Source organism: Pseudomonas sp. FYR_5, from assembly GCF_043106315.1.
Lineage (GTDB): Bacteria > Pseudomonadota > Gammaproteobacteria > Pseudomonadales > Pseudomonadaceae > Aquipseudomonas > Aquipseudomonas putida_Y.
The window spans coordinates 24,039-48,087 of the sequence record NZ_JBICMK010000044.1; the positions used below are offsets into that span (position 1 = coordinate 24,039).

The following is a 24,049-nucleotide window of genomic DNA, read 5'->3' on the forward strand; positions in this document are numbered from 1 at the left end:
GGCTCACTGCACCTGCTGTGGTGTTTCTTCGCCCATGCAGCGCACCGCACGCTTACGGTTGTCCACCAGCACGCCGGTCAGGCCTTTTTGCTGGGTGTCGAACAGCACCAGCACGCCATCGACGCACTGGGCCACTTGCGGCGCCGGGTCCAGCGATACCTTGTAGTCCTCGCCGGGGATGGTCTTGAGCATGGTGAAATCCTGCAGCAGCAGGGCATCTTCGGGCTTGGCGAAATGCAGGTAACCGTAGTACCACAAGGCCCCCACCGTCACGATGATGCTGCCGACGCCGGTCAGGATCAGCGGGATGGCGTTGCGTTCTTCACTCATTGCTTGTTCTTCTCGTCAGGGTAATTGGGCACTTCGGCTAGCCGCCGCAGGCCGTTGAAATGGCTGGGGTCATCGAGGAACCGCAGCATCACCTGGCGCCAGGTAGGGTCGGCGAAGGTCTGTACGTGCCCACCTCGGGTCAGTTGCAGCACCCGAGGGGGTGGCGCGTGCTGATACAGGCGGATGCCATTGTCCATCGGGACCAGGTTGTCGTCGATGCTGTGGAAAAACAGCTTGGGCGGGCTGCTCAGTCGCTCGATCGAGTGGATCGCGCTGTCGCCGTCCGGCACCAGCCACGACAGCGGAACCTGCAGTGGCCAGGTCATCCAGGAGGTGCTCAGAGCAAAGCGCCCCACCGCGCGGTAACTGGCCGGCACGCCATCGAACACCAGGGCGCTGAAGCGCTGGCGCTGCTCCGGGTGCGCCGCCAGGTAATGAATGGCCATGGCACCGCCCAGGCTCTGCCCCAGCAGTACCAGCGGCTTGCCCCTGACCTCGGGGGCCTGCTCCAGCCAGGCCATGGCTGCGGCAATGTCCTCGTACACTTGCGGCAGGCTTGGCTGGCCCTGAGACAAGCCATAGCCGCGGTAATCGATCATCAACACCTGGTAGCCCTGCTCCGGCAGCCAGTAGCTACCCCCCAGGTGCCCAGGCAGGTTACCGCCGTTGCCGTGCAGGTGCAGCACCGTGCCCTTGACCTCCACCCCGGCCTTGGCCGGCAGCCACCAACCGTGAAGGCGGATGCCATCAGCAGTGGTCAGCGTGACGTCGCGGTATTCCAGCTTGGCCCGCTCAGGGGTGAAGGCCTGACCACGCTCGGGGTAGAACAGCAGGCTGCTGCAGCCCCCAAGGCTCAGCAGGACCAGGCCCAGGACCAGCAGACGGCAGTGCTCAGAGAATGTTCGCGTAGTCGGCTTCAATACGGTCCAGGCTCAGGTGGTTGAGGAAGTTGGAGAAACACATCCAGGCCGACAGCGCATTAAGGTCACGGAACTGTTCGGGCAGGTACTTGGGCGGCTCGACCAGCCCTTCCTCGACAAGTTGGCGTAGGGTGCGCATGTCTTCCAGGGTGGTTTTGCCACAGAACAGCAACGGGATCTGTTCCAGTTTGCCCTTCTTCACGGCCAACTGAATGTAGTTGTAAACCATGATGAAGCCCTTGAGGTAGGACAAGTCCTTGGTGAATGGCAAGCCGTTGGGCACCGACCCGCGGAACACCCGGCTGGCGTTGCTGTAGCTCTGCGCCATCTCGAAGCCCTGCTCGCGGAAGAAACCGTAGACCTGCATGAAGTCTGCGCCCTCCTCGACCATATGGATGGCTCGGGTTCGGTTGGTGAGCTTGCGCAGGCGGCTGGGGTAGGAGGCAAAGGCGATCACCTCCATGAGGATGGCCAGGCCCTCCTGGGTTACCGTCGACGAGGGCGGGCCCTTGGCCAGGAAGGTGCAGATCGGCTGGTTCAGGCCATTGAGCGTGGTCCCGACGTGCACCAACCCTTCGTGCACCTCCAGGGCGCGCACATCGCGGGTGTTGAACATGGCATCGGCACGCACCTTGATGTAGTCGGCACCAGCCGCGGCGTCGGCGACGATACCGTCGGACTCGAACACGCGAATGGTCCCTTCGGCCTCGCCGAACACTTTGTTCAGCCGGTGCTGGAGGATCTCCACGGCCTCCTTGGCAGTGAGGTTCTTTGGCTCATCCTTGAGGTCACCACGGCCATCGATGTTGTTCAGGTAGTCCGACAGCATCAGGCCAAGGTCGGCCAGGGTCGGGTCACCGGCGTGGAAGGCATCCGAGGCGGCGCCGTACAGCTCCTGGGAGATCAGGCCGAAGTCCTCGGTACCGCGCGCTTCGAGCATGCGCACCACCATGCGGTACTCGCGGCACATGCGCTTCATGATCTGCCCGACCGGGTTGAACTGGCCCAACTGGCGAATGATGTCGCGCTCGATGCCCTGGAACTCGGCCTTGACCGCGCTGGAGTCGAACGACAGCGGGCGCGATTGGTAGTAGGCACGATCTACCGCCGGCGGCTCCTTGCCCTTGGCCTTGAGAAAGCCCTGGCGGATGTTGTCGTCCCACTTCACCGCGTCCAGGACCCGAATAGGCGTCTGTGCCGCAACGATGCGGTCGGACAGGGCGCGGATGGTTTGCTGGTATTCGTCCACCGGGGACTCCTTTCTAGTACACGAAACCTGTACCGGCGTCTTCGCGGGCAAGCCCGCTCCCACAGGGACACCACAGGATCAGATACCTGTGAAATACCTGTGGGAGCGGGCTTGCCCGCGAAGACGCCAACACGGTCATTTGCCCGAGCGCTGGAACCGCGCCACTTCGACGAACAGGTCGGAGTTGGCCGGGTCGTCCAGGTAGGCCAGCACCCGCGCCGCCGGGCTGTCGATCAGCACGCCGTCGCCGTTGTCCTCCGGCACTTCGGTACTACGACCGCTCAGTTCCTTCTTGTCCACCGCCTGCTGCACCTGCTCGACATCCAGGTTGTAGACCACCAGTTCCTTGCCATCGACGATATCGAAGCCGCCAATCAGGAAATTGCCGCCCAGGCGCTTGGGCACGCCGGCCGACAAGTACCAGCGGTTGCCGTGACGCGACACGGTGAACACGTATTCTTCAGGGGCCTTGCCCTTGGCCGTGGCCACCGCCTTGTAGGCATCGCCGCCGCTACGGCTGATCACCAGTTTCAGCGGCTCTCCCCAGGCGTCCTTGCTGCTCCACTTGCCGAGCAGGGCCTTGGGCGCTGCCTGGTTGCTGGGCAAGGGCTCATGGAAGGTCACCAGACAACCGCCCAGCAGCAGGAATGACAAAGTCAACAACACCACACGCCAGGCTTTCATCAGGTTCTCCTTGAAAAGGTCGTTCTCGCCTCAGGCCGATGCCAGCACCAGCTGCAGGTATCGGGTAAGCATAGCGAGCATCTGCCCATCGGCTTGCGCATTCGCATCCTTGAGCAGGCCTTGATATTCCAACTGCTCGATAATCGCCGTCAACATCTGTGCGTCCTGCTCCGGCTGCCGCGAGCCTACTACCTGCAGCAATTGCCGGGTGCCGTGCAGCAGGATCTGTTCATGGGCGCACACCAGCTCTGCCAGCCGTGGGCACAACAACGCCTCCTGGCGGAAGGCCTGCTCGGCCATCAGGAAGTCACGGCGGTTCAGCAGTTGCCGCTGAACGTAGTCGGCGGTCATGCGCGCCACGTCGTCAGCCAGCCGCGCACGTGACTGCGGGCTGCCATCGCCCTGTGCCAGCAACTGGCGCAACACCACCTCGGTATTGGCCCACAGCTTGGCCATGTAGGCCGCACTGCGCTCGACATACTGGGCAAAGGTATCGGTGAGCAGGTCCTCGATATCCTTGAAGTAGTAGGTGGTGGCCGACAATGGCACGCCAGCCTCGGCGGCCACTGCCCGGTGGCGCACACCGCGCACGCCATCGCGCACGACAATGCGCATGGCGGCATCGAGAATCAACTGGCGACGCTGTTCGCTGCCTTGGCGGGCAGTCTTGCGGCCTTGGTATTGCACGCTTTCGGCGACGGCGGTGGCGATGCCGGCGGCGCCTTGGTCAGGCATGGCGGGTGTCACGGGGGATACCTCATGGGCAGTGTTTCGTCAGTACGGCCTCTTCGCGGGTAAAACCGCTCCTGCAAGGGCCTGCTGAGGCCTTTGTAGGAGCGGGTTCACCCGCGAAGGGGCCAGCCCTGACAACATAAAGCTTCAGGCAAGAAAAAGCCGCCTCGAAAGGCGGCTCGTTCAGCTCACTCAGGCCTGCGGACGCATGTGCGGGAACAGGATGACGTCGCGGATCGACGGCGAGTTGGTCAGCAGCATCACCAGGCGGTCGATGCCGATGCCTTCACCGGCGGTGGGCGGCATGCCGTACTCCAGCGCACGAACGAAGTCGGCGTCATAGTGCATGGCTTCATCGTCACCTGCGTCCTTCTCGGCCACCTGGGCCAGGAAGCGCTCGGCCTGATCTTCGGCATCGTTGAGCTCGGAGTAGGCGTTGGCGATTTCGCGGCCACCGATGAACAGCTCGAAACGGTCGGTAACGGCCGGGTTGTCGTCGTTGCGACGGGCCAGCGGCGACACTTCGAACGGGTACTCGGTAATGAAGTGCGGCTGCTCCAGCTTGTGCTCGACCAGCTCTTCGAAAATCATCACCTGCAGCTTGCCCAGGCCTTCATGGCCCAGCACCTTGGCGCCGGCCTTCCTGGCAATCTCGCGGGCGCGGTCGACGTCCTGCAGGTCGGCAGCGGTCAGCTCCGGGTTGTACTTGAGGATCGAGTCGAACACCGACAGGCGCACGAACGGCTCGCCGAAGTGGAATACCTTGTCGCCGTACGGCACGTCCGTAGAACCCAATACCAGTTGCGCCAGCTCGCGGAACAGTTCCTCGGTGAGGTCCATGTTGTCACGGTAGTCGGCATAGGCCTGGTAGAACTCGAGCATGGTGAATTCAGGGTTGTGACGAGTCGAAACGCCTTCGTTACGGAAGTTGCGGTTGATCTCGAACACTTTCTCAAAACCACCAACCACCAGACGCTTGAGGTACAGCTCCGGCGCGATACGCAGGAACATGGCCATGTCCAGGGCATTGTGGTGGGTTTCGAACGGCTTGGCAGCGGCGCCGCCCGGAATGGTCTGCAGCATCGGCGTCTCGACTTCGAGGAAGTCACGCTCGATGAGGAACTTGCGGATGTGCGAGATCACTTGCGAACGCACACGGAAGGTGTGGCGGGTTTCTTCGTTGACCATCAGGTCGACGTAGCGCTGGCGGTAGCGCTGCTCGGTGTCGGTCAGGCCGTGGTGCTTGTCGGGCAGCGGGCGCAGCGACTTGGTCAGCAGGCGTACGTTGGTCATCTCGACGTACAGGTCGCCCTTGCCGGAACGGGCCAGGGTGCCTTCGGCGCTGATGATGTCGCCCAGGTCCCAGGTCTTGACCGCGGCCAGGGTTTCTTCCGGCAGGGTCTTGCGGTTGACGTAGACCTGAATACGGCCAGTCATGTCCTGGATAACCATGAACGAACCACGGTTGAGCATGATGCGGCCGGCGACCTTGACCGGGATCGCGGCTGCTTCCAGCTCTTCCTTGGTCTTGTCCGCATACTGCTTCTGCAGGTCGTTGCAGTAGCTGTCGCGACGGAAGTCGTTGGGGAAGGCATTGCCCTTGGCACGCTCGGCGGCAAGTTTTTCCTTGCGCAGGGCGATCAGGGCGTTTTCTTCCTGTTGCAGGTCTTGCGATTCGGTCTTGAGGTCGCTCATGTCGTCATTCTTTCCATCAGGTATTCGTTGCCCGTTCCGGGCAGGGCACGCGCTACCGGCGGCTGGCCAGGTAGCGCGGCATGGGGGTGCGAATTACAGGCCCTGCTTGAGGCTCGCTTCCAGATACTGGTCGAGGTCGCCGTCCAGGACTTTCTGGCAATCGCTACGCTCGACACCGGTACGCAAGTCCTTGATGCGCGAGTCATCCAGTACGTAGGAGCGAATCTGGTGGCCCCAGCCGATGTCCGACTTGCTGTCTTCCAGCGCCTGCGAGGCGGCATTGCGCTTCTGCATTTCCAGCTCGTACAACTTGGCCCGCAACATTTTCATGGCGGTGTCCTTGTTGGCGTGCTGGGAACGTTCGTTCTGGCAAGCCACCACGGTGTTGGTCGGCACGTGGGTGATACGGACCGCCGAGTCGGTGGTGTTCACGTGCTGACCACCGGCACCGGAGGAGCGGTAGGTGTCGATGCGCAGGTCGGACGGGTTGATCTCGATTTCGACCTTGTCGTCGATCTCGGGCGATACGAACACCGCCGAGAACGACGTGTGGCGACGGGCGCCGGAGTCGAACGGGCTCTTGCGCACCAAGCGGTGCACACCGATTTCGGTGCGCAGCCAGCCGAAGGCGTACTCGCCCTTGATGTGCACGGTTGCACCCTTGATACCGGCCACTTCACCTTCGGAAAGCTCGATGATGGTGGCGTCGAAACCACGCTTGTCGGCCCAGCGCAGGTACATGCGCAGCAGGATGTTGGCCCAGTCCTGCGCTTCGGTACCACCGGAACCGGCCTGGATGTCCAGGTAGGCGTTGTTCATGTCCATCTCGCCGCTGAACATGCGACGGAACTCAAGCTGGGCCAGGTTTTCTTCCAGGCTTTCCAGCTCGGTCACGACGTCGCCGACGGCGCCTTCGTCATTTTCTTCGACGGCCATGTCGAGCAGGTCCTGGCAGTCACCCAGGCCGTTGGACAGTTTGTCCAGGGTCTCGACGACCTGGGCCAGCATGGCACGCTCGCGGCCCAGTGCCTGGGCGTACTCAGGCTTGTTCCAGACGTTGGGGTCTTCCAGCTCGCGGTTGACTTCGATCAGGCGGTCATGCTTGTGATCGTAGTCAAAGATACCCCCGAATTGACTGGGAACGCTCGGTGAGGTCCTTGATGGTGTTCAGGATCGGTTGGATTTCCATGGGCGGGCTACTCGTGCGAATTCGGTGAAAAGCCCGCGAGTATAACCGAGTCCGCAGCATGGCGGCAGACCCGCCGGGCGGTCGTATGTATTTAGGGCAACCTGCGCGGTCTCATGTGAGAGCGGCCGCGCCCTCTCCAAGTGCTTAGGCGATGCCGACTTGGTTACGCCCACCGTTCTTGGCCAGGTAAAGACCTTTGTCGGCCGCCGAAATCAGCTGCCGACAGTGGCTGCCGATAGCAGGCGTCTGGGTGGCCAGGCCGATGCTTACGGTCAAAAATGCATCAGCCGTTGGCGCAGTATGCGGGATACCCAGGCCCAGCACGGTCTGGCGCAGCTTCTCGGCCACCAGCCGCGCCCCGCCTGGCGAGGTGTTGGGCAGCACCAGGGCGAACTCTTCACCGCCATAGCGCGCCGGAAGGTCGGTCGGCCGCGAACACGAGCCGCGAATGGCTTCGGCCACCTGGCGCAAGGCCTCGTCGCCGGCCAGGTGGCCAAAGCTGTCGTTGTAGACTTTGAAGAAGTCCACGTCGATCATCAGCAAAGACAACTGCTGCTGTTCACGCATCGCCCGCCGCCACTCCAGCTCCAGGTATTCATCGAAGTGGCGGCGGTTGGACAGCCCAGTCAGGCCATCGGAGTTCATCAGCCGCTGCAGCATCAGGTTGGAATCCAGCAACTGCTGCTGGCTGACGCGCAAGGCACGGTAGGCCTCGTCGCGCTGCAACAGTGTCAGGTAGGAGCGCGAGTGGTAGCGAATGCGCGCCACAAGCTCGATGGTGTCAGGCAGCTTGACCAGGTAATCGTTGGCCCCGGCAGCAAATGCCGCACTCTTGACCAACGGGTCTTCCTTGGTCGACAGGACGATGATCGGGATGTCCTGGGTCACCGGGTTGTTGCGGTACTCGCGCACCAGGGTCAAGCCGTCCAGGCCTGGCATGATCAGGTCTTGAAGAATGACCGTGGGCTTGATGCGCATGGCCTGGGCCACCGCCTGGTGCGGGTCGGCACAGAAGTGGAAGTCGATGTTGTCTTCATCGGCCAAGCCACGCCGCACCGCTTCGCCGATCATTGCCTGATCGTCAACCAACAGCACCATCGCCGAGTTCTCGTTGGTGGTCGCGAAACCTTCGATCGGTAAATCATTCATCATTGTTCACCCGATCACTACCGGCCTGGCGGCGTGATTCAATACATTTCGTCATTTTGCGAAAAATTCAGTCAGGCGCCCGGCAATGCGTTCCAGCGGGCGGATTTCCACGGCGGCATCAATAGCCGCAGCAGCCTTGGGCATGCCATACACCGCGCTGCTGGCTTGGTCCTGGGCAATGGTCAGAAAGCCCTGCTGACGCATCAGCTTCAGGCCCTGGGCACCGTCGCGGCCCATGCCGGTGAGCAACACGCCCACGGCTTCACCATTCCAGTAACGTGCCACGCTCTCGAAGAACACATCGATCGAGGGCCGGTAGATTTCATTCACAGGTTCGGCAGTGTAGGCCAGTTGGCCGCTCTGTAGCAGGCGAATGTGGTGGTTGGTACCGGCCAGGAGTACCTGCCCTGGCCGCGGCGGTTCGCCTTCACGGGCCAGTCGCACCGGCAGGCCTGCTGCGCTGCTGAGCCATTCGGCCATGCCTGCGGCAAACACCTGGTCCACATGCTGGACCAGCACGATGGCCGCCGGAAACGCGACCGGCAAGCCCTTGAGCAACACTTCCAGTGCTGCTGGCCCCCCCGCCGAAGACCCGATTGCCACCAACCCGCGGCGCTGGGAAGCCTCGCGCAGTGGTGCCGCCACCGACCTTGCGGCAGGTGTACGCTGCTGGCCGACCAGCCAGCCGATATTGAGGATCTTGCGCAGCAATGGCGCCGCCGCTTCGCGGGCATCGCCAGCCCCCAGCGCAGGGGTGTCGACCACATCGAGGGCGCCATGGCCCATGGCCTCGAATACCCGGTGTACGTTCTGCTTACGGTCGACCGTGACGATGACAATGGCGCACGGGGTTTCGGCCATGATCCGTCGGGTCGCCTCGACACCGTCCATCACCGGCATGATCAGGTCCATGAGTATCAGGTCCGGCAACAACTCGGTGCAACGCTGCACCGCCTCGGCACCGTTGCTGGCTACCCACACGACCTGGTGCGCGGGCTCCAGGGCGACCGCACGGCGCAACGCTTCGACGGCCAGGGGCATGTCATTGACGATGGCGATCTTCATCCCTGAGCACCTCCGATCAGCTCCACCACAGCATCCAGCAACGCATCGTCGTGGAAACTGGCCTTTGCCAAATAGTAGTCGGCGCCGGCATCCAGGCCTCGCCGTCGGTCTTCCTCACGGTCTTTATAGGACACCACCATCACCGGCAACGACTGCAGGCGCTGGTCGCGGCGCACCAAGGTAACCAGCTCGATACCGTCCATGCGCGGCATGTCGATGTCGGTGATCAGCAGGTCGAAGTCCTCGCTGCGCAGGGCGTTCCAGCCATCCATGCCATCCACCGCCACCGCCACGTCGTAGCCACGATTGCCCAGCAGCTTGCGCTGCAGTTCACGCACGGTCAGCGAGTCGTCGACCACCAGGATGCGTTTGCGGACTACGCCACGGGCTCCGCTGCTGCCGCGTTCGATACGCTCCAGGCTGCCAGTGCTGAGCAGTTTTTCCACTGAGCGTAGCAAGTCTTCGACATCGACAATCAGGACCACCGAGCCATCATCGAGCAAGGCGCCGGAGGAAATGTCCTGCACCTTCCCCAGGCGTGGGTCGAGTGGCATCACGACCAGCACCCGCTCCCCCACCAGCCGCTCCACGGCCACGCCATACAGCTGCTCACGCTCACGAATCACCACTACCCGCAAGCTGGCTTCGTCACTTTGCCCGGCCGGGCGATTGAGCAACTGGCTGGCCGCCACCAGGCCAATATGCCGGCCTTCGTGCCAGAAGTGCTGGCGCCCCTCGATCTGCACGATCTGTTCGGCGGTCACTTCCAGCGTGCGTTCGATATGCGCCAGCGGGAAGGCGTAAGCCTCACCGCCCACCTCGACCACCAGGCTGCGAACGACCGACAGGGTCAGCGGCACCTGCAGATGGAAGCGACAGCCCTGCCCTGCCGCCTGAGTCAACTCGATCGAGCCGCGCAGCTCGCGGATCAAGTGCTGCACCGCATCCAGCCCCACACCGCGCCCGGACACTTCGGTAACCTTGTCACGCAGGCTGAAACCGGGCAGGAACAGGAACGTCAGCAGCTCCGCCTCACTCATCCGCGCCACCGTATCAGCAGGCGACAGGGCGCGCTCGACGATGCTGCTGCGCAGGCGCTCCAGGTCGATACCGGCGCCATCGTCGATCAGTTCCAGGCTGAGCATGCCCGCCTGGTGCGAAGCCCGCAGTCGGATCACCCCCTCGTCCGGCTTGCCCGCCAGCAAGCGCCGCTCGGGCAATTCGATACCGTGGTCGACGGCATTGCGCAACAAGTGGGTCAGCGGGGCTTCGAGCTTTTCCAGCACATCGCGGTCGACCTGGGTCTTTTCCCCTTCCACCACCAGCCGCACCGGTTTGCCCAGCGAACGGCCCAGGTCGCGGACCATGCGGCTTTGCCCGGTCAGCACGTCGGCAAACGGCCGCATCCGGCAGGCCAGGGCAGTGTCATACAACAACTGTGCACGCTGACTGGCCTGCCAGCCGAACTCATCCAGATCGGCCGCCTGCTGCTGCAGAATCTGCTGGGTCTCTGCCAGCAGGCGCTGGGTCTGTGCCAAGGCTTCGAGCACCTCGCCGCCCTGACCACTGTCTTCCAGTTGCATGCGCAAGCCGTCAAGTGCCTGCATGCCTTGGCCGTGCATGCGTTTGAGGCGCTGCAGGGTAGCCAGGTACGGTTTGAGCCGCTGGGTTTCCACCAGCGACTTGCTGGACAGGTCAAGCAGGCTATTGAGGCGGTCGGCGGTGACACGCAGAACCCGCTCGGCACCTTCGCCAGCGCGCTTGCCAGCCTTGCGCCGCAGGGCTGGTTCGGGCTCTGGTTCCGGCGCCTGGGCTGGCAATGGCAAGGGTGCAGGCGGCAGGGTTGCCGGCGGCGGCTCCGGCAGCACGGGTGCAGCCAGCGGCACTGCAGGCATGGCGGAAGCGCCCACGTCGAGCAGGCTGGCCATTTGCGCAAGAAACACCGGCAAGGTCGCCTGCGCCCCGGCATCGCCGGGTGTGGCAATACGCATCAGCAGGTCGGTACCTTGCAACAACGCGTCAATATGCTCGGCGGTCAGCCGCAGTCGGCCTTCCTGGGCCGCTACCAGGCAATCCTCCATGACGTGGGCGACACTGACGCCAGCATCCACCCCGACAATGCGCGCTGCCCCCTTGAGCGAGTGCGCTGCGCGCATGCACGCCTCGAGCTGGTCGGCTTGGGTGGGGTTGCGTTCCAGTGCCATCAGGCCAGCGCTGAGCACTTGGGTCTGCGCCTCGGCCTCCAGGCTGAACAGTTCGAGCAACGATGCGTCGCGCATTTGCTCTGGGGTCATGACAGGCTCCGCTGCAGGGCAGACAGTAAGTGTTGATCGTCCAGAACCCGCACGCTGCGGCCGCGCCACTGCAGGACTGCGGCGGTAAAGCGTGTGGCGTCCCGGCCACTGCCCAGCAACTGCGGGTCGAGCCGGTGAATACCGTCGATTTCCTCGACAGCCATCACCACCGGCCCACCTTCGGCGGCCAGAATCAGCATACGTGGCATCGCCCGTACGCTGCGTTGCTCGGGGGCGCCGCCCTGCACCCCCAGCAAGTCAGCCAGTGACAGGCACGGCACCAACGCGCCGCGCACATTGGCAACCCCATGCAGCAGCCGCGAGCGCTGGTGCGGCAAAGAATGCACCGCCTGCAAGGGGGCAATCTCGACCAGGCAAGCGGTAGCCAGCGCCAGCCATTCTTCGCCCAGACGGAACAGCAGCATGGAATGGCCGGTGTTTTCCTCGTCCAGCTGCACCGCTGCAGCCTGGTGGTCCTGCGTCAGCGCATAACGGTCGAGCAAACGCGTGGCCGCAGCGGCATACACCTCGCAATTGCGGCAATGAACATGCCGCTCCAGCAGTGGGCACTGCTTGTCGCCGCGCACACCAATGCGGTTCCAACAGTCGTCGATGTGCGCGTCATCCTCGGCGAGCAACTGCATCGCGGATTCACTGTTCATCGTTCAGACTCCCGGCCAGCCCGCGCCGCGCGCGCCTGAAGGCGCCGAGCGCCGGCCATGTCACCCTGGGCCGCCAGCAAGGCGGCCAGGTGCACCAGCGCCTCGGGGTGCTGTGGATCCAGGTACAGGGCCTTGCGATAGTGGTTCAGCGCCTGCTGCGCATCGCCTTCGGTATCACTGAGCAAACCCAGCCAGTAGTACACCTGTGCCGACGGCGGGTACTGGCTCAGGTAGCGCTGGCATGCGCTACGGGCCTGCTCGCTGGCGCCGGCATTGGCCAGCCGGGCAATGTCGGCCAGCAACTCGCTGGCCCCCTCGTGCCTGTGCTCGCGGACTGGCGCTGGCCTGGCCGCCACCGGCAGCACACGCAGAGGACGAGACAACGGCACACTGGGCTGCGAAAAACCCGGTGCCGGCAAGCTGGTGAACGTACGCTTGGCGGGTTGGGCAGGTGCCGCCGCCAAGGGGGGGCTGTCGCCTTCGTGACGCACATAGGCAAACGACTGGGCGATCCCCAATGGACGCATGCCCATGCGCGCCAACAAACTGCCTTCAGCCGGGCCGATGAACAGCACACCCTGCGGATGCAGCAAGCGCTTGAGCACTTCGAACACACGCTGTTGGGTCGGGACGTCGAAATAGATCAACAGATTGCGACAGAACACGAAGTCATACAGGCCATCGCGGCTGGCCAGCGCCGGGTCAAGCACATTGCCCACCCGCAGGCTGACTTGCTGGCGTACCCGTTCATGCAGGCGGTGGCCTTCGCCCTGAGCATCGAAGTAGCGCTCGCGAAAGCCCAGTTCGCTACCCCGGAACGCATTGCGCCCATATACCGCCTGCCCGGCCTTGGCTACCGAGCTGGGGCTGATGTCCATTCCATCGACAAGGAATGCCCCTGGCCCCATCCCGGCGTCAAACAAGGCCATGGCCAGCGAATAGGGCTCCTCGCCGGTAGAACATGGCAGGCTGAGCAATCGCAGCGGGCGCGCGCCAGCCAGTTGAGCAAGCCGTTTATGGGCCAGGCTGGCCAGCGCAGTGAAGGATTCGGGGTAACGGAAAAACCAGGTTTCCGGGACGATCACCGCTTCGATCAGCGCCTGTTGCTCATCTGCCGACTGCTGCAGGCGCAGCCAGTATTCGTCCAGGTCCATCGCGCCCGCGGCCATGCAACGTTGGCGCAGCGCGCGTTCGACCATGGGCGCCCCCACCGACTCCACATCCAGGCCAATACGCTCGCGCAAGAAGCGGAAGAAACGCTGTTCGTTCATGTGGGCATCCCTGTCGGGTATTGCGTGTACAGCAATGCGTGCACGGTGTCGGGCAGCAGGTCATTGACTTCGATGCGCTGCAGCAGGCCCTGGGCATCCTCGCGCACCGGGCCCAGATAAGGCGCTTCGCCTGTGTCCACCCCGTAGGGCTGGAACTCGTCGGGTTGGCAACGCAGGGTTTCGGTGGCCTGCTCAAGGATCAGGCCAAGCTGCAGACCGCCTCGATAGTGGACCAGCACCAGGCGGGTGCTGGTGCGTTGCACCGCTGCCTGGCCGAAGCTCAGTGCGGCAAGGTCGATCACCGGTACCAGTTGGCCACGATGGGCGAGGATACCCGCGACCCAGGCAGGTGCCTGAGCGATGGGCTTGAGCGGCTGACGCGGCAGCACTTCGATCACCTCGTGCACGCTCAGGGCAAAGCGCTGCTCTCTGATGCGAAACTGCAGGTACAGCGTCCCCTTGGTGTTCTCCGCCGCGTTGCGCAGTAGCAAGTCGTTCATCGCGGTCAGACTTTGAAGCGCGACACGCCGCCACGCAGGCCCGCAGCCACCTGGCTCAGCTCATCGATGGCATAGCTGGCCTGGCGCAGCGACTCGACAGTCTGGGTGCTGGCATCGCTGAGCTGGGCCAGCGCCTGGTTGATCTGCTCGGCACCAGTGGCCTGGGCCTGCATGCCTTCGTTGACCATCAACACACGCGGCGCCAAGGCCTGTACCTGGTGAATGATCTGGCTGAGTTGCTCGCCCACCTGCTGCACCTCGAACATGCCGCGGCGCACCTCTTCGGAGAACTTGTCCATCCCCATGACACCGGCCGACACTGCCGACTGGATCTCGCGCACCATCTGCTCGATGTCGTAGGTGGCCACGGCGGTCTGGTCGGCCAGGCGGCGCACTTCGGTAGCAACCACGGCAAAGCCGCGGCCATATTCGCCGGCCTTTTCCGCTTCGATGGCGGCGTTGAGCGACAGCAGATTGGTCTGGTCCGCAACCTTGACGATGGTTACCACCATCTGGGTGATGTTGCTGGCTTTCTCGTTGAGGATACCGAGCTTGGCATTGACCAGGTCGGCAGCGCCCATCACCTGATGCATGGTCTCTTCCATGCGTGCCAGGCCCTGCTGCCCGGAGCCTGCCAGACTGGATGCCTGATCAGCAGCCGTAGTCACTTCGGTCATGGTGCGCACCAGGTCCCGCGAAGTGGCGGCGATTTCCCGCGAGGTGGCGCCGATTTCGGTGGTGGTGGCGGCCGTTTCGGTGGCGGTGGCCTGCTGCTGCTTGGACGTGGCGGCAATCTCGGTGACCGAAGTGGTCACCTGCACCGACGAACGTTGGGCCTGGGCCACCAGGTTGGCCAGTGCCTCGGCCATTTCGTTGAAGCCGCTTTCGATGGCGCCGAATTCGTCCTTGCGGTCCAGGCTCAGGCGCATGCTCAAATCACCCGAGCGCAGTTTGTCGAGGGCATGCACGATACGCTGCATGGGCGCCGTGATAGCACGTAGCAGCAGCAGGCCGCAGATGCCGGCAGCGATGATTGCCAACAACAGTGAAACCACCATGCTGCCCTTGGCCGTGCTGACGGCGTCGACGATCTCGTTGGTGGCGGCACCGGCAGAGGCCCGATTGTTCTCGATCACCTCGTTCAGGTGCTCACGCCCCTCCATCCAGGCCGGGGTGAGGACCTCGTTTATCAAACGTTGGGCCTCGTCGTAGTTGCGCTGGCCGTACGTATCCAGCACCTGGTTGACGATCTTGAGGTAGTTTTCTTCCAGTTGCACGAAGCTGTCAAATCGGGCCTGGTCGTCCTTGTCCCGGATGGTGGCCTGGTAGCTGGCCATGAACTGCTTCAGCCGGTTATCGAAGTTTCTGAACAGCTCCAGGTCGGCCGAAGTGATTTCACGATGGTTGGACAGGCCCACCAGTTGCTGGCTGGTGACGTAGCTGTCGACCCAGGCGCTGCGGATCATCGAGCTGTAGTAGACGCCGGGAATGCTGTCGGTCCCCACCGCCTCTTCGGCGGTTTCGATAGTCACCAACCGCGAGTAGGCGGCCACGATCATCAGCAGCATGATGGCGATGATCACGGCGAAACTTGCCAGGATCCGTTGGCGCAAGGTCCAGTTCTTCACATTCAGCCCTCAGGAATTCACAACGAGCGGGAAAAATCGCCGAAGTATAGCCCAGAGGTCTTACGGTTTATCGGGCGAAATGCGCGGATTGGGTAAAAGCTGGCAAGTGCTTGTCGTGACATTTTCGGCGCTCGGTTTGACGAACGCAGAAAATGTCGTGACAAACGCTGCTACTGCGCAACGGCCTCCCTCACCTGGGTCTCCAGCGCCTGGCGCAAGCCCGGGTCCAGCCGCAGCTGGCGGGCCAGCTCATCCAGGTAGGCACGCTCCATGAAGTTATCCTCATCGACCATCATCACGCTGGCCAGATACATCTCGGCAGCCATCTCCGGCGTTTGCGCCGCGCGGGCCACTTCGGCCGGGTCCAGCGGCTTGTTCAGCTCGGCATGCAGCCAGTGCTGCAATTCGCGGTCGCTGTCCAGGCGCGTGAACTCGCCCTCGATCAGCGCCCGTTCGCGCTCGTCGATATGCCCATCGGACTTGGCGGCCGCCACCAGCGCGCGCAGTACTGCCTGGCTGTGCTGCTCGGCCTGGGCTGGCGGCAGGCGGTCGATGGTTTGAGGCTCGGCGGCGGCCACCCGCTGGTTTGCCTGCCAGTTGCCGTAAGCTTTATAGGCCAGCACCCCCAGCGCGGCGAGGCCACCGTACGTCAGGGCTTTGCCACCGTACTTGCGGGCCTTCTTGCTACCCAGCAACAGGCCAAGAGCGCCTCCACCCAACAGGCCGCCCCCTGCTCCGGACAATAGCCCGCCAAGCCCGCCTGACGCGCTGCCAGGCTTGGTGGCGCCTCCCTGCTTCTCGAGCAATTGCTGGCCAGATTTGAGGAGTTGATCAAGCAAGCCCCGGGTATTCATTCGCGCGTCTCCACGTAAGAAGATTCAAACGCCAGAGTAAGGCTTGGCGGAGCACACGCCATGCAGGGATTTGCTTCCGGATGTTGCATTAGCTGGCAAAAAGCCAACTAGACTCGATATCGCCAATACCTCGCACCCACGCACTACGCTTATAACGATTGCTTCACTGCTTGCCTCATGACTGCCAGAACAGGATCGCCAAGAAGAGGGAACACCATGTCAGTGCACAAGACCGCATTGCTCGGCGCCACCACCTGCGCCTTGCTGGCCGGCACCAGCCTGCAGGCCGCCGAAGCGCCCAAGGCCCTGGGAGCCGGCGAGGGGCGCCTGGACATCATCGCCTGGCCCGGCTACATCGAGCGCGGTGAAAGCGACAAGGCCTACGACTGGGTAACCGGCTTCGAAAAGGAAACCGGCTGCAAGGTCAGTGTGAAAACTGCCGCCACCTCGGACGAGATGGTCAGCCTGATGGCCAAGGGCGGCTATGACCTGGTCACCGCCTCGGGCGATGCATCGTTGCGGCTGATCGCAGGCAAACGCGTGCAGCCGATCAACACCGCCCTGATCTCGAATTGGAAGACCATCGACCCGCGCCTGCAGAACGGTGACTGGTATGTGGTCGACAAGCAGGTGTACGGCACGCCGTACCAGTGGGGGCCAAACGTGCTGCTGTACAACACCAACACCTTCAAGCAGGCACCGACCAGCTGGAGCGTGGTGTTCGAGCCGCAGAACCTGCCCGACGGCAAGCCGAACAAGGGCCGCGTGCAAGCCTATGACGGGCCGATCTACATCGCCGATGCAGCGCTGTACCTCAAGTCGGCCAAGCCCGAACTGGGTATCAAGGACCCGTACGAACTGAACGAGGCACAATACAAGGCCGTGCTGGAACTGCTACGCCAGCAACAACCGCTGATCCACCGCTATTGGCATGACGCCACGGTCCAGATGAGCGATGTGAAAAATGAAGGCGTGGTTGCCTCCAGCTCCTGGGGCTACATGGTCAATGGCCTCAAGGCCGAGAACCAGCCAGTGGCCTCCACCATCCCCAAGGAGGGCGCGACCGGCTGGGCCGACACCACCATGCTGCACGCCGAGGCCAAGCACCCCAATTGCGCCTACAAATGGATGGACTGGTCGTTGCAACCAAAGGTGCAAGGCGATGTGGCAGCCTGGTTCGGCTCGTTGCCGGCTGTGCCGGCGGCGTGCACCGGCAGCGAACTGCTGGGGACCGAGGGCTGCAAGGCCAACGGTTTCGACAACTTCGACAAGATCGCCTTCTGGAAAACACCGCAGGCCCAAGGGGGCAAGTTCGTGCCGTACAGCCGCTGGACCCAGGACTACATTGCGATCATGGGTGGTCGCTGAGGTTGCCTGAATGCCTGTGCTGGCCTCTTCGCGGGCAAGCCCGCTCCCACAGGTTCTTCACCGCCTGTAAGGGTGGCGCGTCTCCCGTAGGAGCGGGTTCACCCGCGAAGAGGCCGGCACAGGAGAACCCTTGTTGTCCGGAGCCCAGCATGCCCCTAGCCGTCCAGTTCACCCAGGTTTCCCGCACCTTTGGCGAGGTCAAGGCCGTCGACCAGGTCAGCATCGACATCATCGATGGCGAGTTCTTTTCCATGCTCGGCCCTTCCGGCTCGGGCAAGACCACCTGCCTGCGCCTGATCGCAGGCTTCGAGCATCCCTCCAGCGGTTCGATCCGCATCCAAGGGATCGAGGCCGCAGGCATGCCGCCCTACCAACGTGACGTCAACACAGTGTTCCAGGACTATGCGCTGTTCCCGCACATGAACGTGCTGGACAACATCGCCTATGGCCTGAAGGTAAAAGGCGTGGGCAAGGCCGAACGCCACAGCCGTGCCGAAGAAGCCCTGGCCATGGTGGCCCTGGCTGGCTATGGCGCGCGTAAGCCGGCACAGCTGTCTGGCGGCCAGCGTCAGCGCGTGGCCCTGGCCCGGGCGCTGGTCAACCGGCCGCGGGTGCTGCTGCTGGATGAGCCACTGGGCGCGCTGGACCTGAAATTGCGCGAACAGATGCAAGGCGAGCTGAAAAAGCTGCAACGCCAACTGGGCATCACCTTCATCTTCGTCACCCACGACCAGACCGAAGCGCTGTCGATGTCAGACCGGGTCGCGGTGTTCAACCGCGGGCGTATCGAACAGGTCGACACCCCGCGCAACCTGTACATGAAGCCTACCACCACCTTCGTCGCTGAATTCGTCGGCACGTCCAACGTGGTGCGTGGCGAGCTGGCCATGCAGCTCAACGGCAGCCCTGCGCCCTTCTCCATTCGCCCCGAGCATATCCGTCTGGGTGACCCGGTAGTGACCAGCCATGAGGTTCAGGTCAGCGGCGTGCTGCGTGATGTCCAGTACCAAGGCAGCGCCACCCGCTACGAACTGCAACTGGACAACGGCCAACTGCTGGCAGTCAGCCAGGCCAATGACCGCTGGCAGAAGCAGGTGCAGAGCTGGCAGCCCGGGCAACGGCTGCAGGTACACTGGCCCCGCGAGGCCATGACGGTGCTGCAGGAAACCGAGGCCTGCTGAGATGAGCACACTGCGCAGCCTGTCCAGCCTGCTGTACCGGCGCCCCAACCTCTACCTGGCACTGCTGTTGATCCCGCCGCTGACCTGGTTCGGCGCGATTTACCTGGGCTCGTTGCTGAACCTGCTGTGGCAGGGTTTCTATACCTTCGACGATTTCACCATGGCGGTGACCCCGGACCTGACCCTGGGCAACTTCGCCGCGCTGTTCAACCCGTCGAACTTCGACATCATCCTGCGTACCCTGGGCATGGCGGCAGCGGTGTCGCTGGCCAGCGCGGTACTGGCCTTCCCCATCGCCTATTACATGGCGCGCTACACCAGCGGCAAGACCAAGGCGTTTTTCTACATCGCGGTGATGATGCCGATGTGGGCCAGCTATATCGTCAAGACCTATGCCTGGACCCTGCTATTGGCCAAGGGCGGCGTGACCCAATGGTTCGTCCAGCAGCTGCACCTGGATGGCCTGCTGCAAGCAGTGCTGGCCGTGCCGGGCGTGGGCGGCAGCACGCTGTCGACTTCGCACCTGGGGCGCTTCCTGGTGTTCGTGTATATCTGGCTGCCGTTCATGATCCTGCCGATCCAGGCCTCGCTGGAGCGCTTGCCACCGTCGCTGCTGCAGGCTTCGGCGGACCTGGGCGCCCGGCCAGGGCAAACCTTCGTGCAGGTGATCCTGCCGCTGTCGATCCCCGGTATCGCCGCCGGCTCGATCTTCACCTTCTCGCTCACCCTGGGCGACTTCATTGTGCCGCAACTGGTTGGCCCGCCCGGCTACTTCATCGGCAGCATGGTCTATGCCCAGCAAGGAGCGATAGGCAACATGCCGATGGCCGCCGCGTTCACCTTGGTGCCCATCGTGCTGATCGCGGTGTACCTGGCCATCGTCAAACGCCTGGGGGCTTTCGATGCACTCTGAAAAAGCGTCTGCGGGGCTGCGCCTGGCGGCCTGGGGCGGGTTGCTGTTCCTGCACTTCCCGATCCTGATCATCTTTCTGTACGCCTTCAACACCGAAGACGCCGCGTTCAGCTTCCCGCCCAAGGGCTTTACCCTGAAGTGGATCGACGTCGCCTTCGCCCGGCCCGATGTCCTTGAGGCAATCAAGCTTTCGCTGCAGGTGGCTTGCCTGGCCACATTGATCGCACTGGTGCTCGGTACGCTGGCCTCGGCGGCGCTGTACCGGCGCAGTTTTTTCGGCAAGGAGAGCATTTCGCTGGTGCTGATCCTGCCCATCGCCCTGCCAGGCATCATAACCGGTCTCGCCCTGCTCTCGGCGTTCAAGACGTTAGGGATAGAGCCCGGGGTGTTCACCATCGTAGTCGGCCACGCCACGTTCTGCGTGGTGATCGTCTACAACAACGTGATCGCCCGCCTGCGGCGTACCTCGCAAAGCATGATCGAAGCCTCGATGGACCTCGGCGCCGACGGTTGGCAGACCTTCCGCTACATCGTCCTGCCCAACCTCGGCTCGGCACTACTGGCGGGCGGCATGCTGGCCTTTGCCTTGTCGTTCGATGAAATCATCGTCACCACGTTCACCGCCGGCCACGAGCGCACCCTGCCGATCTGGCTGCTCAACCAGCTCAGCCGCCCGCGCGACGTACCCGTGACCAACGTTGTCGCCATGCTGGTGATGCTGGTGACCATGCTGCCGATTCTTGGCGCCTATTACCTGACCCGTGGCGGCGATAGCGTCGCGGGCGGTGGCAAATGACCCTGGAGGAGCCCCCGATGCAAACGCAGATGCTGATCAATGGCCAACTGGTCGCTGGCCAAGGCCCGGCCTGGACCGTGCTCAACCCGGCGCTGGGCACTGCCCTGGCGCAGATCAACGAAGCCACTGAGGCACAGGTGGACAGCGCCGTACGCGCTGCCGACCAGGCCTTCGACAGCTGGTCGCAAACCAGCCCTAAAGAACGTTCGCAAGCATTGCTGGCGCTGGCCGACGCCATCGAAGCCCATGGCGATGAACTGGCCCGGCTGGAATCGCAAAATTGCGGCAAGCCCCTGAGCGCTGCACTGAACGATGAGATCCCGGCGATTGCCGACGTGTTCCGCTACTTTGCCGGTGCGGCGCGCTGCCTGGGCGGCTCGGCGGCAGGCGAGTACCTACCGGGCCACACCTCGATGATTCGCCGCGACCCGTTGGGCGTGGTGGCTTCCATCGCGCCGTGGAACTACCCGCTGATGATGCTGGCCTGGAAGATCGCCCCGGCCCTGGCGGCCGGCAACACGGTGGTGATAAAGCCGTCCGAACTGACGCCGCTGACGGCCCTGCGCCTGGGCGAACTGGCCCAGGACCTGCTCCCGCCGGGCGTGCTGAACATTCTCTTCGGCCGCGGCCAGACGGTCGGCAACCCGTTGATTACCCACCCCAAGGTGCGCATGGTATCGCTGACCGGCTCAATCCCCACCGGCGCGCACATCATCAGCGCCACCGCCGACAGCGTGAAACGCATGCACATGGAATTGGGCGGCAAAGCGCCGGTGCTGGTGTTCGATGACGCTGACATCGATGCCGCCATCGACGGCATCCGAACCTTCGGCTTTTACAACGCCGGCCAGGACTGCACCGCAGCCTGCCGCCTGTATGTACAGGACGGGATCTACGAGCGCTTCGTCGAGCGCCTGGGTAAAGCCGTAGCCAGCCTCAAACCGGGCCTGCAGGAGTCTGAAGAAACCGAACTGGGGCCGCTGATCAGTGCCCAGCACCGCGACAAGGTCGCCGGTTTGGTGCAGCGGGCCATCGCCCAGCCGCACATTCGTCTGGTAACCGGTGGCAAGGCAATAGAGGGCGATGGCTATTTCTTCGAGCCTACCGTGCTGGCCGATGCCCTGCAGGATGACGAGATCGTGCGCAACGAAGTGTTTGGCCCGGTGATTTCGGTCACCCGCTTCACCGATGAAGCGCAGGCGCTGGAATGGGCCAACGACTCCGATTACGGCCTGGCCTCATCGGTATGGACCCGCGACACCGGCCGCGCCCACCGCCTGGCGGCACGCTTGCAGTACGGCTGCACCTGGGTGAACACCCACTTCATGCTGGTCAGCGAAATGCCCCATGGCGGGCAGAAGCATTCAGGGTATGGCAAGGACATGTCGATGTATGGGCTGGAGGACTACACCTGTGTGCGGCATGTGATGATCAAGCACTAAGTGCTCGCGTTGACCGAGGGGCTTGAATGCCCCTCGGTCAACGCCTCAGAATTTTCCTTCAACCGTGATCTACTCCCTCCTACTGCACATCCATTGAGCCCTCATGCTTGGTATCATAATCTGATACCATGAATAATCATCAGAAAGCCACACTTGAAGCATTACTTGAAAGGCCGGTGCCCAGAACACTGGAGTGGGCGCGAGTGGAGTCTCTATTGGTATCGCTGGGTGCCAGGGTCATAGAAGGAAGAGGATCGCGGGTTCGCTTTGAACTCAATGGAGCAGTGGCAACCTTCCACCGCCCTCATCCGGACAGGCACGCCAAGCCCTATCAACTCAGAGACGCCCGCCAGTTCCTTGAGCAGGCAGGAGTATTACCATGAATGTAATGACTTACCGCGGCTACGCCGCTCGTATCGAATACAGCGACGAAGACCAGTTGCTGATCGGCCATGTCGCCGGTGTTCGCGACGTGATTGGTTTTCATGGCGAATCGATCAGTGAGTTGCGCCAGGCATTTGAAGAAGCCGTTGACGATTATCTTGAGACTTGCCAACGCCTCGGGCGGGAACCGCAGAAAACGTACTCCGGCAAGCTCAGCCTACGCCTTGAGCCTACCCTTCACGCCAGTGTGGCGGCCCAGGCAGAGCTGGCCGAAAAGAGCATCAATCAATGGGTGAGCGATATTCTCAGCAAGGCTACCTATAGCTGAACCCAGCTACCAACGCCGGCGTTGCAGGAGCGGCCTTGTATCGCGATGGGCTGCGCGGCAGCCCCGGCAACTGTTGCCGGGACACAGGGCCGCTCCTGCAAGGGCCGCGCAAGGCTTGGGTCAGTCGCGCAAATCGGACTCGTGAATCGGGTTGGCGCGGCTGGTCGCGCGCTGGTATTGCGCCGGCCAAGTGGCCTTGTTGCCGCCCAGGTCGTCGTCGGCATGCAGTGGCCAGTACGGATCGCGCAAAAGTTCGCGGGCGAGGAAGATGATATCGGCCTGGCCGGTGCGCAGGATGTGCTCGGCCTGGGCCGGTTCGGTGATCATGCCCACGGTGCCGGTGGCAATTTCCGATTCCTTGCGCACGCGCTCGGCAAAGCGGGTCTGGTAGCCGGGGCCGGTAGGGATCTCGGCGTTGACCGAGGTGCCGCCTGAAGAGACATCGATCAGATCCACGCCCAACTCCCGCAGGCGGCGTGCCAGTTCGACGGTTTCATCCGGATTCCAGCCATCCTCTACCCAATCGGTAGCCGATACCCGCACGAACAGCGGCAATTCGGCAGGCAAGGCCTTGCGCACGGCCTCGACCACCTGCAGGGTCAGGCGGATACGGTTTTCAAAGCTACCGCCATATTCGTCACGGCGCTGGTTGCTTAGCGGTGACAGGAACTGGTGCAGCAGGTAGCCATGGGCAGCGTGGATTTCCACCACCTTGAATCCAGCCTTCAAGGCGCGTTCGGTCGAGGCGACGAAAGCGGCGATTACATCCTGGATCTCGTCCTGGCTCAACTCGCGTGGAGGCGTGTGCTGCGGATCGAAGGCGATCCTCGATGGCCCCACCGGCTGCCAGCCGCCCTCCTCCAGTTTGACGCTGCCTGGTTTGCCAAGCCACGGGCGGTAGGTACTGGCTTTGCGCCCGGCGTGAGCCAGCTGAATACCAGCCACGGCGCCCTGGGCACTGATGAAGCGGGTGATGCGCTGCAACGGCGCTATCTGGGCGTCGTCCCACAGGCCCAGGTCTTCGGCGGTGATCCGGCCGTCGGCGGTCACCGCCACGGCTTCAGTGATTACCAGGCCGGCGCCACCGACGGCGCGGCTGCCTAAATGGACGAGGTGCCAGTCGTTGGCCAAGCCATCGACGGCGGAATACTGGCACATTGGTGACACGGCGATGCGGTTGGGCAAGGTCAGCTGACGCAGGGTGTAAGGCTCGAGCAGCAGGCTCATGAGGGCACCTCCCAAGGACTCCAATGGTGATCCGGCCTGGACACTCAATTACACGTCCCTGGCCCAGGTCCGGTCATAACCTCAGACTAGACCAGAATGGGTGGGGAGGAGGTTCCGTGGGATTTTGGGTGGGGTGCGTTTTTTGAGTGCGATCCATGAACCCCACCTTCTAAAAGATAGGGCCTCAG

Annotated in this window: 23 protein-coding genes; 7 read left to right on the forward strand and 16 right to left on the reverse strand. The window is 63.1% G+C overall.

What is annotated here, in order from left to right; translation table 11 throughout:
* Window positions 1-3 precede the first annotated feature (3 nt).
* The 15 genes from ACF8RA_RS05650 to ACF8RA_RS05720 all read right to left on the reverse strand — a co-directional run bounded on the left by ACF8RA_RS05650 (window position 4) and on the right by ACF8RA_RS05720 (window position 16,222).
* Complete coding sequence (locus ACF8RA_RS05650; RefSeq protein WP_003252219.1) at window positions 4-330, reverse strand: hypothetical protein; 327 nt, start codon at window positions 328-330, stop codon at window positions 4-6.
* Entirely contained in the window at window positions 327-1,250 is a 924-nt protein-coding gene (locus ACF8RA_RS05655) for an alpha/beta hydrolase (RefSeq protein WP_274147765.1), read from the reverse strand. The genes ACF8RA_RS05650 and ACF8RA_RS05655 overlap by 4 nt, the downstream gene beginning before the upstream one ends.
* Entirely contained in the window at window positions 1,222-2,499 is a 1,278-nt protein-coding gene (locus ACF8RA_RS05660; protein ID WP_028698370.1) for a flavohemoglobin expression-modulating QEGLA motif protein, read from the reverse strand. The genes ACF8RA_RS05655 and ACF8RA_RS05660 overlap by 29 nt, the downstream gene beginning before the upstream one ends.
* 135 nt (window positions 2,500-2,634) lie before the next feature.
* On the reverse strand, window positions 2,635-3,183 hold the full coding sequence (locus ACF8RA_RS05665) for a hypothetical protein (protein WP_014592169.1): 549 nt from the start codon (window positions 3,181-3,183) through the stop codon (window positions 2,635-2,637).
* 30 nt (window positions 3,184-3,213) lie between these two features.
* Complete coding sequence (locus ACF8RA_RS05670) at window positions 3,214-3,918, reverse strand: TetR/AcrR family transcriptional regulator (protein WP_209963896.1); 705 nt, start codon at window positions 3,916-3,918, stop codon at window positions 3,214-3,216.
* 189 nt (window positions 3,919-4,107) lie between these two features.
* A complete protein-coding gene (lysS, locus tag ACF8RA_RS05675) occupies window positions 4,108-5,610 on the reverse strand; it encodes a lysine--tRNA ligase (RefSeq protein ID WP_010952588.1) in 1,503 nt (500 codons plus the stop codon).
* A gap of 93 nt (window positions 5,611-5,703) precedes the next feature.
* Window positions 5,704-6,799, reverse strand: a protein-coding gene (prfB, locus tag ACF8RA_RS05680; RefSeq protein WP_061405587.1) for a peptide chain release factor 2 whose coding sequence is annotated in 2 segments (ribosomal slippage) — window positions 5,704-6,726 and window positions 6,728-6,799 — 1,095 coding nt in all. Because the reading frame shifts where the segments join, the coding sequence is not laid out codon by codon here.
* Window positions 6,800-6,943: 144 nt separating this feature from the next.
* Window positions 6,944-7,948, reverse strand: a complete 1,005-nt coding sequence (wspR, locus tag ACF8RA_RS05685; protein ID WP_176682728.1) for a Wsp signal transduction system regulator diguanylate cyclase WspR — start codon at window positions 7,946-7,948, stop codon at window positions 6,944-6,946.
* A gap of 51 nt (window positions 7,949-7,999) precedes the next feature.
* Window positions 8,000-9,013: a Wsp signal transduction system protein-glutamate methylesterase WspF gene (wspF, locus tag ACF8RA_RS05690; RefSeq protein ID WP_176682727.1), complete on the reverse strand. Its 1,014-nt coding sequence runs from the start codon at window positions 9,011-9,013 to the stop codon at window positions 8,000-8,002.
* Window positions 9,010-11,307 carry a hybrid sensor histidine kinase/response regulator gene (locus tag ACF8RA_RS05695; RefSeq protein WP_176682726.1) on the reverse strand — a complete coding sequence of 766 codons (2,298 nt, stop codon included), beginning with the start codon at window positions 11,305-11,307 and terminating at the stop codon, window positions 9,010-9,012. Before ACF8RA_RS05695 ends, wspF begins: the two co-directional genes overlap by 4 nt.
* Window positions 11,304-11,969 (reverse strand): chemotaxis protein CheW, encoded by a 666-nt coding sequence (locus ACF8RA_RS05700; RefSeq protein ID WP_392518911.1) that lies wholly within the window; start codon window positions 11,967-11,969, stop codon window positions 11,304-11,306. The genes ACF8RA_RS05695 and ACF8RA_RS05700 overlap by 4 nt, the downstream gene beginning before the upstream one ends.
* Window positions 11,966-13,240, reverse strand: coding sequence for a CheR family methyltransferase (locus ACF8RA_RS05705; protein ID WP_392518912.1), 1,275 nt, complete (start codon window positions 13,238-13,240; stop codon window positions 11,966-11,968). Before ACF8RA_RS05705 ends, ACF8RA_RS05700 begins: the two co-directional genes overlap by 4 nt.
* Entirely contained in the window at window positions 13,237-13,740 is a 504-nt protein-coding gene (locus tag ACF8RA_RS05710) for a chemotaxis protein CheW (protein ID WP_392514126.1), read from the reverse strand. The genes ACF8RA_RS05705 and ACF8RA_RS05710 overlap by 4 nt, the downstream gene beginning before the upstream one ends.
* Before the next feature lie 5 nt (window positions 13,741-13,745).
* Window positions 13,746-15,368, reverse strand: a complete 1,623-nt coding sequence (locus ACF8RA_RS05715; protein ID WP_392518914.1) for a methyl-accepting chemotaxis protein — start codon at window positions 15,366-15,368, stop codon at window positions 13,746-13,748.
* Window positions 15,369-15,538: 170 nt separating this feature from the next.
* Complete coding sequence (locus ACF8RA_RS05720; RefSeq protein ID WP_176682721.1) at window positions 15,539-16,222, reverse strand: tellurite resistance TerB family protein; 684 nt, start codon at window positions 16,220-16,222, stop codon at window positions 15,539-15,541.
* A gap of 216 nt (window positions 16,223-16,438) precedes the next feature.
* Here ACF8RA_RS05720 and ydcS point away from each other — a divergent pair, with 216 nt between their 5' ends.
* The 7 genes from ydcS to ACF8RA_RS05755 all read left to right on the forward strand — a co-directional run bounded on the left by ydcS (window position 16,439) and on the right by ACF8RA_RS05755 (window position 22,634).
* On the forward strand, window positions 16,439-17,590 hold the full coding sequence (gene ydcS, locus ACF8RA_RS05725; protein ID WP_176682720.1) for a putative ABC transporter substrate-binding protein YdcS: 1,152 nt from the start codon (window positions 16,439-16,441) through the stop codon (window positions 17,588-17,590).
* A gap of 149 nt (window positions 17,591-17,739) precedes the next feature.
* The gene (locus tag ACF8RA_RS05730; RefSeq protein WP_339442974.1) at window positions 17,740-18,771 is read left to right on the forward strand and encodes an ABC transporter ATP-binding protein; all 1,032 of its coding nucleotides are present in this window, start codon (window positions 17,740-17,742) and stop codon (window positions 18,769-18,771) included.
* Between the two features lies 1 nt (window position 18,772).
* Window positions 18,773-19,684 carry an ABC transporter permease gene (locus tag ACF8RA_RS05735; RefSeq protein WP_392518915.1) on the forward strand — a complete coding sequence of 304 codons (912 nt, stop codon included), beginning with the start codon at window positions 18,773-18,775 and terminating at the stop codon, window positions 19,682-19,684.
* Entirely contained in the window at window positions 19,674-20,480 is an 807-nt protein-coding gene (locus ACF8RA_RS05740; protein WP_176682718.1) for an ABC transporter permease, read from the forward strand. Before ACF8RA_RS05735 ends, ACF8RA_RS05740 begins: the two co-directional genes overlap by 11 nt.
* Window positions 20,481-20,497: 17 nt before the next feature.
* The gene (locus tag ACF8RA_RS05745; RefSeq protein ID WP_209963867.1) at window positions 20,498-21,922 is read left to right on the forward strand and encodes a gamma-aminobutyraldehyde dehydrogenase; all 1,425 of its coding nucleotides are present in this window, start codon (window positions 20,498-20,500) and stop codon (window positions 21,920-21,922) included.
* A gap of 128 nt (window positions 21,923-22,050) precedes the next feature.
* Complete coding sequence (locus tag ACF8RA_RS05750) at window positions 22,051-22,305, forward strand: type II toxin-antitoxin system HicA family toxin (protein WP_209963865.1); 255 nt, start codon at window positions 22,051-22,053, stop codon at window positions 22,303-22,305.
* Entirely contained in the window at window positions 22,302-22,634 is a 333-nt protein-coding gene (locus ACF8RA_RS05755; protein ID WP_176682715.1) for a type II toxin-antitoxin system HicB family antitoxin, read from the forward strand. The genes ACF8RA_RS05750 and ACF8RA_RS05755 overlap by 4 nt, the downstream gene beginning before the upstream one ends.
* 120 nt (window positions 22,635-22,754) lie before the next feature.
* Here ACF8RA_RS05755 and ACF8RA_RS05760 read toward each other — a convergent pair whose 3' ends face one another.
* Window positions 22,755-23,861, reverse strand: a complete 1,107-nt coding sequence (locus tag ACF8RA_RS05760; protein ID WP_392518916.1) for an NADH:flavin oxidoreductase/NADH oxidase — start codon at window positions 23,859-23,861, stop codon at window positions 22,755-22,757.
* Between the last annotated feature and the right edge of the window lie 188 nt (window positions 23,862-24,049).

Excerpts from the sequence above, each read along its gene's own strand:
- ACF8RA_RS05650 (WP_003252219.1), bottom strand. The coding sequence starts at position 330 with ATGAGTGAAGAACGCAACGCCATCCCGCTGATCCTGACCGGCGTCGGC.
- ACF8RA_RS05665 (WP_014592169.1), bottom strand. The coding sequence starts at position 3,183 with ATGAAAGCCTGGCGTGTGGTGTTGTTGACTTTGTCATTCCTGCTGCTG.
- ACF8RA_RS05670 (WP_209963896.1), bottom strand. The coding sequence starts at position 3,918 with ATGCCTGACCAAGGCGCCGCCGGCATCGCCACCGCCGTCGCCGAAAGC.
- lysS (WP_010952588.1), bottom strand. The coding sequence starts at position 5,610 with ATGAGCGACCTCAAGACCGAATCGCAAGACCTGCAACAGGAAGAAAAC.
- wspR (WP_176682728.1), bottom strand. The coding sequence starts at position 7,948 with ATGAATGATTTACCGATCGAAGGTTTCGCGACCACCAACGAGAACTCG.
- wspF (WP_176682727.1), bottom strand. The coding sequence starts at position 9,013 with ATGAAGATCGCCATCGTCAATGACATGCCCCTGGCCGTCGAAGCGTTG.
- ACF8RA_RS05695 (WP_176682726.1), bottom strand. The coding sequence starts at position 11,307 with ATGACCCCAGAGCAAATGCGCGACGCATCGTTGCTCGAACTGTTCAGC.
- ACF8RA_RS05700 (WP_392518911.1), bottom strand. The coding sequence starts at position 11,969 with ATGAACAGTGAATCCGCGATGCAGTTGCTCGCCGAGGATGACGCGCAC.
- ACF8RA_RS05705 (WP_392518912.1), bottom strand. The coding sequence starts at position 13,240 with ATGAACGAACAGCGTTTCTTCCGCTTCTTGCGCGAGCGTATTGGCCTG.
- ACF8RA_RS05710 (WP_392514126.1), bottom strand. The coding sequence starts at position 13,740 with ATGAACGACTTGCTACTGCGCAACGCGGCGGAGAACACCAAGGGGACG.
- ACF8RA_RS05720 (WP_176682721.1), bottom strand. The coding sequence starts at position 16,222 with ATGAATACCCGGGGCTTGCTTGATCAACTCCTCAAATCTGGCCAGCAA.
- ydcS (WP_176682720.1), top strand. The coding sequence starts at position 16,439 with ATGTCAGTGCACAAGACCGCATTGCTCGGCGCCACCACCTGCGCCTTG.
- ACF8RA_RS05730 (WP_339442974.1), top strand. The coding sequence starts at position 17,740 with ATGCCCCTAGCCGTCCAGTTCACCCAGGTTTCCCGCACCTTTGGCGAG.
- ACF8RA_RS05735 (WP_392518915.1), top strand. The coding sequence starts at position 18,773 with ATGAGCACACTGCGCAGCCTGTCCAGCCTGCTGTACCGGCGCCCCAAC.
- ACF8RA_RS05740 (WP_176682718.1), top strand. The coding sequence starts at position 19,674 with ATGCACTCTGAAAAAGCGTCTGCGGGGCTGCGCCTGGCGGCCTGGGGC.
- ACF8RA_RS05745 (WP_209963867.1), top strand. The coding sequence starts at position 20,498 with ATGCAAACGCAGATGCTGATCAATGGCCAACTGGTCGCTGGCCAAGGC.
- ACF8RA_RS05750 (WP_209963865.1), top strand. The coding sequence starts at position 22,051 with ATGAATAATCATCAGAAAGCCACACTTGAAGCATTACTTGAAAGGCCG.
- ACF8RA_RS05755 (WP_176682715.1), top strand. The coding sequence starts at position 22,302 with ATGAATGTAATGACTTACCGCGGCTACGCCGCTCGTATCGAATACAGC.
- ACF8RA_RS05760 (WP_392518916.1), bottom strand. The coding sequence starts at position 23,861 with ATGAGCCTGCTGCTCGAGCCTTACACCCTGCGTCAGCTGACCTTGCCC.